The following is a 7,192-nucleotide window of genomic DNA, read 5'->3' on the forward strand; positions in this document are numbered from 1 at the left end:
CTTCCGCCGGGGGTTCGAGCACGGAGAAGAGTCAATGGCGAACAACGCGAGCCGCACGCACATCCGCGACTTCCACGACGATGACGTCGACGGCATCGTGCGGCTCTGGCAGGCCGCGCATGCGCAGGAGGAATCGCCCGTCTACTCGCTCGCCGAGGTGATCGCCTCGTGCCACGCCGACCACGCGGTGGTCGCGATGCGCGACGAACGGGTCATCGGCGCGGCGATCGGCCGCGCCGCCCACGCGCAGGGGTGGATCGTCTTCTTCGGAACCAGCTTCGACGACGCGACGGATGCTGCGCTGCTCGACACCCTCGAGCGCCGGATGGCTCCGCTCGGGCTGGGCAAGCTGTCGGTGCTCGTGCCGGGCGACGACGACAACGTCTCGGCGCTCACCTCCAACGGGTTCGAGGTGCGCAACCGGCTGCGCTACCTCGAGCGCAAGATGCCCGTGCAGCGGCGCGAGATCGATCTGCTCAAAGCCGTCGGGGGAAGAGTGCTCCCCCGGCACCTGTGGGAGGACGTCGCGGGCATGCGGCACGAGAAGGCCCTTCTCGAGGAACGCCTCGTCATCCCGCTGGGCAATCCCGAGATCGCCGACCGCTTCGGCGTCGTGCCGCCGCGGGCCGTGATGCTCTTCGGCCCGCCGGGAACGGGCAAGACGACGTTCGCGCGAGCGGTGGCATCACGCCTGGACTGGCCGTTCGTCGAGCTGTTCCCGTCGCGGCTGGGTGACGCGACGGGCGGGATGGCGGCCGCGCTGCGATCGACCTTCGACACGATCGCGGAACTCGAGCACGCCGTGGTCTTCATCGACGAGGTCGAGGAGATCGCCTCCCGGCGGGGCGGGGAGCCGCCGTCGCCCACACAGGGCGTGACGAACGAGCTGCTGAAGTCCGTCGCCGAGTTCCGCGAGAGCGAGGGCAGGCTGCTGGTGTGCGCGACCAACTTCGTGCGGTCGCTGGATGCCGCCTTCCTGCGACACGGGCGCTTCGACTACGTGCTGCCGATCGGCCTCCCCGATGAGCTCGCGCGCCGTGCCATCTGGGCGCGCTACGTCCCGGATTCCGCCGCACCCGCGATGGACTTCGATGCGCTGGTCGCGGCAAGTGCCGGTCTCACCCCCGCCGACATCGAGTATGCGGCGCGTCGCGCGTCGCAGGAGGCGCTGGCGCGGGCGCTGCGGAACGGCGAGGAGAACATCGCGGACGATCAGCTCGGGAGCGCGGACTACCTCGCAGCACTCCGCGCGACCCGCGCGACGGTCTCGGAGGAGGCGGCCGCTGCCTTCCTGGAGGACATCGACACGATCGCCCGGCTCTAGCGGGCGACGGTCTGCGGGAGTTCCGCGCCGTCGAGCTGTGCCGTGATGGCGCCGAGCCCTCGAACGAAGACGTCGTGGTCGCCGGGCGAGAGCAGGGCGTCGACCTCGGCATTGACAGCGGTGATGCGCCGGCGCCCTTCGTGCGCTGCGGCCCTGCCCGCCTCGGTCACCTCGTACCAGATCACCCGGCCGTGTGAGGGATGCGGCAGCCGGGACACCCATCCCAGCTGCTCGAGTCGATTCAGCGCGGTCGTCACGCTCTGCGGGGTGAGCCGGAAGAGGCGCGCGAGGTCGGACGCCGACATGTTGCCGAGCTCGTCGATGTGGATCGTGATCCCGAGCTGCGTCACCGTGACCCCGAGATCCTCCATCGCGGTCGCGACGTGGCGCGTGACGACCTGGTTGGCCCGCCACAGCCGGTAGGGCAGGCCCCCCATCCAGACGGATTCCGTCGACGCCTCTGCCATCCCCGGCCCCTTCTCCTGTCGCCTCGCCCCAGCGGGGAGCCTAGCCCACACGCGTGGGGCCGGGGCGATGCGGGCGGCGGACGGGTTCAGTCGCGGCGGTACGCCGTGCGCGCGTACTCGTTGTAGGGCGCCGGTCGCACGGTGGCGCGGATGCGGGCGAAGCCGAGGTCGGCGTCGGGCGCTGTGCCATGGCCCGGGTGGTTTCCCCAGACGATCTCCACCTCGGTGCCCGGAGTCGACTGGTCGGAGCGCACCAGGGCGAGCGCCAGGACCGTGCCGAGAGGGGCGATGCGCGCGGTCTGGAAGGTGAGCCCGACCAGCGCACCGTTCGCCTCGACGCGGTGCCGACCGTAGTTGTTGCCGTACGTCTGCGCGGAGCCGAACATCACCTCGGCGTCGGCGGGATCCACCTCGAGCGTGACTTTCGTGCGCTCGGTGGACTCCTTCGCGGCTTTCAGCGCATCACGGCCGATGAAGTCGTGGTTCAGCGAGATCGACCGTCCGTAGCCGAGCTCCCAGGGGTTCGTGTAGTAGTCGGAGACGTCGTCGGAGTAGAAGCTCCCGTAGAGGGGGTTCTGGCCCTCGTAGGTGAACAGGCCGAGATGGCGGCGATAGTCCGCCAGCTCTGGCGAGGTGTACACGGCAGGTGTCGGGGTGGGGATCCAGGCCGACTCGATGCCGTTGGTCGCGTAGGCCAGCGCACCCACGTGCACGACGCCGAGGGAGGCCCCCGCCTCGAGCAGCGCGGACTTGACCGCATCGTGGTCCGCGTAGTCGCCGATGAACTCGTAGCCCGCCTGGCCGGCCATTCCGTGGCGCAGCGCGCGGAAGTCCGCGCCGGCGAGTGAGACCGGCGTGGAGTGGAAGAACTTCGTCTCGGGGATCGGCCCGCCGAAGGCGATCTCGATCAGCTCGAGCGCGGCCGGTCCCTGCACCTGCATGCGGAACAGGCGCGGGTCCCCCGGTGTGAACGAGCGGTCGGGGTCCGTCTCGAACTCGACGTCGTAGCCGCCCTGCTCGCCGTGGTACTTGACCCAGTTCTGAGCCGCCGGGACACCCGAGAGCACGTAGGACTCGGCTCCGTCACGCAGCAGGATCCCGTCGGTGATGATGTTGCCGTCCGCGGCGACCGGAACGAACTGCTTGGCCTGCCCGATCTCGAAGACGTCCATCTTGTTGGCGCTGACGTCGCTGAGCAGCTGTGCCGCACCGGGGCCCCGCAGGAAGGTGTCGGACATGTGATACGAGAGGTCGGCCAGAGTCACGCCCGATCGCCAGGCCTCCTGCTCCGCGGCCCACCCGACGTACTCGTCCGCGACGACCGGGGGCTTCCACGGCCCCGCGTCGGGCTTCCACAGCAGTCGCATCGGCGACCCCGCGTCATCGATGCCCTGCTGCAGACTCACGAAATCCCACGACATGACGGCTCCTTTGCCTGTTATCGACGCGTCCGCGCGCCGAATCGGTTCTTCGACGAGTGTAAGTCATCTGAAACTAGCGAGACCAGCCCCTCGGGCGAGTCGGGTGTTCAGTCCGGATCGTCCGGATCGACCGGGGAGTGGTGATCGAACGCCGTCGTCCCTCGCCGCCAGTAGCCGCTCACGAGGGCCTGCCCACGCGGCAGGGCGAGGTCGCGCCGAAGGTGGCGGCGGATCGGCACGAGTGTGCCGGCCTCGCCCGCCGCCCAGACGAACGTGCCCTCGCCGATGTCGAGCGCGCGCAGCGCCTCGACGGCGTTCGAGCCATCGGCATCCGGCGCGAGCAGGTGCAGCCCGAACGGCTGCTCGGTCTGGGCCGCCAGATAGTCGGCGACCCACGCACCCGGGTCGTTCACGGTCGCCAGGATCTCGATACGCGTCGCCGGCGGTACCTCGGCCACCCAGCGCGCCGCGGCGGGCAGCGATGTCTCGTCGACGACGAGCACGAGCCCGTCGATGTCCTGCGGGGCCCGCTTGGAGCCACGCGGGCCCACCATCACGAGGCTGTCGCCGCGGCGCGCGTGCTCGCCCCACGACGAGGCGGGCCCGGGATCGGGGTGCACGAAGAAGTCGACGTCCACCTCGACCTCGCCCGACTCTCCGCGCCGCGGGGCCAGCGGCGTGAAGTCGCGCGCGATCGAGGGCTGCTCGGGGCGGACGATCCCGTCTTCGCCCGGGCCGACCGGCGAGGGTGCGACGAGCTCGCCGGTGAGCGGGTCGGGGAAGAACAGCCGCACATGGTCGGTGGGTCCGTTGCTCTCGAAGTCGGCGAAGTCGGGGCCCGAGAACGTCACGCGCACGAGTGCGGGGGCCGGCCGCGAGACGGCGGTGACCGTGGCATGGCGGGCCGTGAACCGCAGGCGGCCGCCCTCTCGTGCGAAGCGCCCGTCGTCCGCCGGCGCGCGGCGGACGCGCGAAGGGGTCTGATCGGTCATGTGCCCAGCCAACCACCGTCTCCGAGGTGTGCGCGCCCACGATCGGTTCACCTAAAGATGCGATCGTGCGTCTGGATCGGGCGGTGCCGCGGCGGTTAGCGTCGCTTGTACTGGAGCGACCGAGCCCAGGCGGCGGAGCCGATGCAGGGACGCCGACGCCCGACCGCAGGTCCTGACCGAAGGAAGACCGAACTTGTTCATCGTTGACTCCCAAATCCACCTCTGGAAAGAAGAGACGCCCGACCGCCCCTGGGTGCCCGGGGCTCGTGAGCGGATCCGTCTGAACGGACACCGCGAAGAGGCGTTCCTCGCCGAAGAGGCCATCTCGCTCATGGACGAGGCCGGCGTCAACCGCGCCCTCATCCTGCCGCCCTCCTGGGAGGGCGACCGCATCGACTATGCGCTCGAGGCGTCGGAGCAGTACCCCGACCGCTTCGGGATCATGGCCCGCATCCCGCAGAACGATCAGGAGGAGGGCGAGAAGCTTCTCCACTTCATCAAGGACAACCCCTACATCAAGGGCACCCGCCTGACGTTCCACCGTCCGCAGGACCGCAACTGGATGATCGACGGCACCAACGACTGGTACTGGCCGATCGCCGAAGAGCTCGGCATCCCGACCATGGTGCACGCACCGATCTGGAAGGCCGAGCTGGGCAAGATCGCCGAGAAGCACCCCAACCTCAAGATCATCATCGACCACATGGGCATCATGGCCCGCTGCGTCGACGACGCGATCGGGTACTGGGTGCAGGAGACGGCCGACCTGCACAAGCACCCCAACATCTACGTCAAGGTGTCCGCACTGCCCGGGTACTCCACCGAGCGCTTCCCGAACCTCAACATCGAGAAGTACGTGCGCCAGATGGTCGACGCGATGGGTCCGGAGCGCTGCTTCTTCGGCACCGACATCACGCGCCTGCTCGGCCACGGGCTCACGTGGACCGACACGATCGAGCAGTTCACGAAGTACTACTCCTTCTCTCCCGAGGAGCTGGAGTGGATCATGGGACGAGGGATCAGCGAATGCTTGAACTGGCCGATCCCCGAGCCGGAGAAGGCCGGGGCGACGAGCGGCACTACGACGCAGGACCAGTGAGCGTGGCAGGAACATATGACGGCGGCGAACTGCTGATCGCCGCCTTCAACGACCTCGGCGTCGAGTACATCTTCTCGTCGCCGGGGTCGGAGTGGGCCCCCGCCTGGGAGGCGCTCGCGCGTCGCCAGGCGAAGGGCTCGCCCGCTCCCGTCTACTTCGACCTCACCCACGAGACGGTCGCCGTCGGCATGGCGACGGGCTACGGTCTCGTGACCCGTCGCGTGCAGGCCGTGCTGCTGCACGCGGCCCCCGGTCTGCTGCAGGGCGCCACGGCGATCCACGGCGCGCTGCTCGCGGGCGTGGGAATGGTCGTGGCCTCGTCCGAGTCGATCACCTACGGTGACGGCGACGGACAAGACCCCGGTGGCCAGTGGTATCGCAACCTCTCCATCGTGGGTGGGCCGCACCACGTCGCGCAGCCGTTCACGAAGTGGTCGAACATGGTGGGCAGCGTCTCCACGCTGCACACGATGGTCACCCGCGCGGGCGAGCTGGCCGGTCGCGCCTCGGCGGGCCCGGTCTACCTCAACGTGCCCCTCGAGATCCTGCTCGAGCCCACGCAGCCGCCGGTCGACCCGAAGCCCATCGTGCAGAAGGGGCGCCGTCTGAGCGCCCCCGAAGACGTGGATGCCGTCGCCCGCCTGCTCGCCGAGGCCGAGCGCCCGGTGATCATCACCGAGACGGCGGGTCGCGAAGAGGGCGGTTACGAGGCGCTGACGGCCCTCGCCGAGGAGCTGGGCGTCGGCGTGATCGAACCGGCCTCCGCGGTGTGTGCGAACCTGTCCAAGGACAGCGTCATGCACCTCGGCTCCGAGCTCGACCCGCACATCGACGAGGCCGACCTCATCCTGCTGGTCAACTGCCGGGCGCCCTTCTATCCGCCCAGCCGTCGGCCCGCGAAGGCCAAGATGGTGGTCATCGACGAGGTGCCGCAGCGTCCGCACATCGTCTACCAGGTGCTGAACGCCGACCACTATCTCGAGGGTTCGCTGCCCGAGACGCTGGGTCAGCTCCGCGAGAGCACCCTCGGCCTCGCGGATGCTGCCACGGTAGAGCGTCGCCGCTCCGTCGTCGAGGGCTTCCATGACGAATGGGCGGCGAAGACGGGCGCGATGGAGGCCAAGGCCGAGGCGGCATCCGGTATCGATCCTGTCCTGCTCGCCACGCGGCTGCGCGACGTGGTGCGGGAGGAGTCGGCGGTCATCGTCGATGAGACCATCACGCACGGTCGTGTCGTGCAGCGCCACGTGGGCTGGGACCGTCCCGACTCGTTCTTCTACGTGCAGGGCGGGCTCGGTCAAGGCATCGCGGTCGCGCTGGGCGTGAAGCTCGCGGTCAAGGACGATCTCGTCATCCTGACCATCGGCGACGGGGCGTACCTGTACAACCCGATCGTGCAGTCGCTGCTGGCCGCCAAGGACCTCGGGCTTCCGCTGCTGATCGTCATCTTCAATAACAAGAAGTACCTGTCGATGAAGATGAATCACCTGCGCTTCTATCCCGAGGGCTCGGCGGTGCAGACCGACAACCACCTGGGCGTCGACCTGTCGACGCAGCCGGAGCTCTCGGCGTTCGCAGCCCCGTTCGACATGTTCCACGCGGCCGTCGACGACCGCTCGGAGCTCGACCGGCTTCTCGGTGAGGCGGTCGAGGCGGTCAAGGCCGGCACCACGGCCGTGCTGAACGTCTCGGTCACCCGCTGACCTGGTCACCGGGTGGCCGCGCGAGCGCAGCCACCCGGTGAACCAGCGAACGCAACCGCGGTCGTCGAGCGAGCGACGCTCCCGGTCGTTGAGCGAGCGACGCTCCCGGTCGTTGAGCCTGGATCCACCGATAGGTGTGCGAAGGGTTGCGGCGCGTTAAAGAGAGAATGCCTTTCCGATCAGGGA

At 69.2% G+C, this 7,192-nt stretch carries 6 protein-coding genes; 3 read left to right on the forward strand and 3 right to left on the reverse strand.

What is annotated here, in order from left to right:
* Positions 1-34: 34 nt before the first annotated feature.
* Positions 35-1,324, forward strand: a complete 1,290-nt coding sequence (locus M4I32_RS05900; protein ID WP_319033543.1) for an ATP-binding protein — start codon at positions 35-37, stop codon at positions 1,322-1,324.
* On the opposite strand, the gene M4I32_RS05905 is transcribed toward M4I32_RS05900, so the two are convergent.
* From M4I32_RS05905 to M4I32_RS05915, 3 genes are all read right to left on the reverse strand, one after another.
* Positions 1,321-1,791 carry a MarR family winged helix-turn-helix transcriptional regulator gene (locus M4I32_RS05905; protein ID WP_319033544.1) on the reverse strand — a complete coding sequence of 157 codons (471 nt, stop codon included), beginning with the start codon at positions 1,789-1,791 and terminating at the stop codon, positions 1,321-1,323. The genes M4I32_RS05900 and M4I32_RS05905 overlap by 4 nt on opposite strands.
* A gap of 86 nt (positions 1,792-1,877) precedes the next feature.
* Positions 1,878-3,212, reverse strand: a complete 1,335-nt coding sequence (locus tag M4I32_RS05910; RefSeq protein ID WP_319033545.1) for an aminomethyl transferase family protein — start codon at positions 3,210-3,212, stop codon at positions 1,878-1,880.
* A gap of 107 nt (positions 3,213-3,319) precedes the next feature.
* Positions 3,320-4,204: a siderophore-interacting protein gene (locus M4I32_RS05915; protein WP_319033546.1), complete on the reverse strand. Its 885-nt coding sequence runs from the start codon at positions 4,202-4,204 to the stop codon at positions 3,320-3,322.
* Positions 4,205-4,397: 193 nt separating this feature from the next.
* Between M4I32_RS05915 and M4I32_RS05920 the strand changes: the two genes are divergently transcribed.
* Together M4I32_RS05920 and M4I32_RS05925 are read left to right on the forward strand one after the other, a co-directional pair.
* On the forward strand, positions 4,398-5,303 hold the full coding sequence (locus M4I32_RS05920) for an amidohydrolase family protein (protein WP_319033547.1): 906 nt from the start codon (positions 4,398-4,400) through the stop codon (positions 5,301-5,303).
* Positions 5,304-5,305: 2 nt separating this feature from the next.
* Entirely contained in the window at positions 5,306-7,006 is a 1,701-nt protein-coding gene (locus M4I32_RS05925) for a thiamine pyrophosphate-binding protein (protein WP_319033548.1), read from the forward strand.
* Positions 7,007-7,192: the final 186 nt, after the last annotated feature.

The sequence above is a fragment of the Microbacterium sp. LRZ72 genome, assembly GCF_033792225.1.
GTDB lineage: Bacteria > Actinomycetota > Actinomycetes > Actinomycetales > Microbacteriaceae > Microbacterium.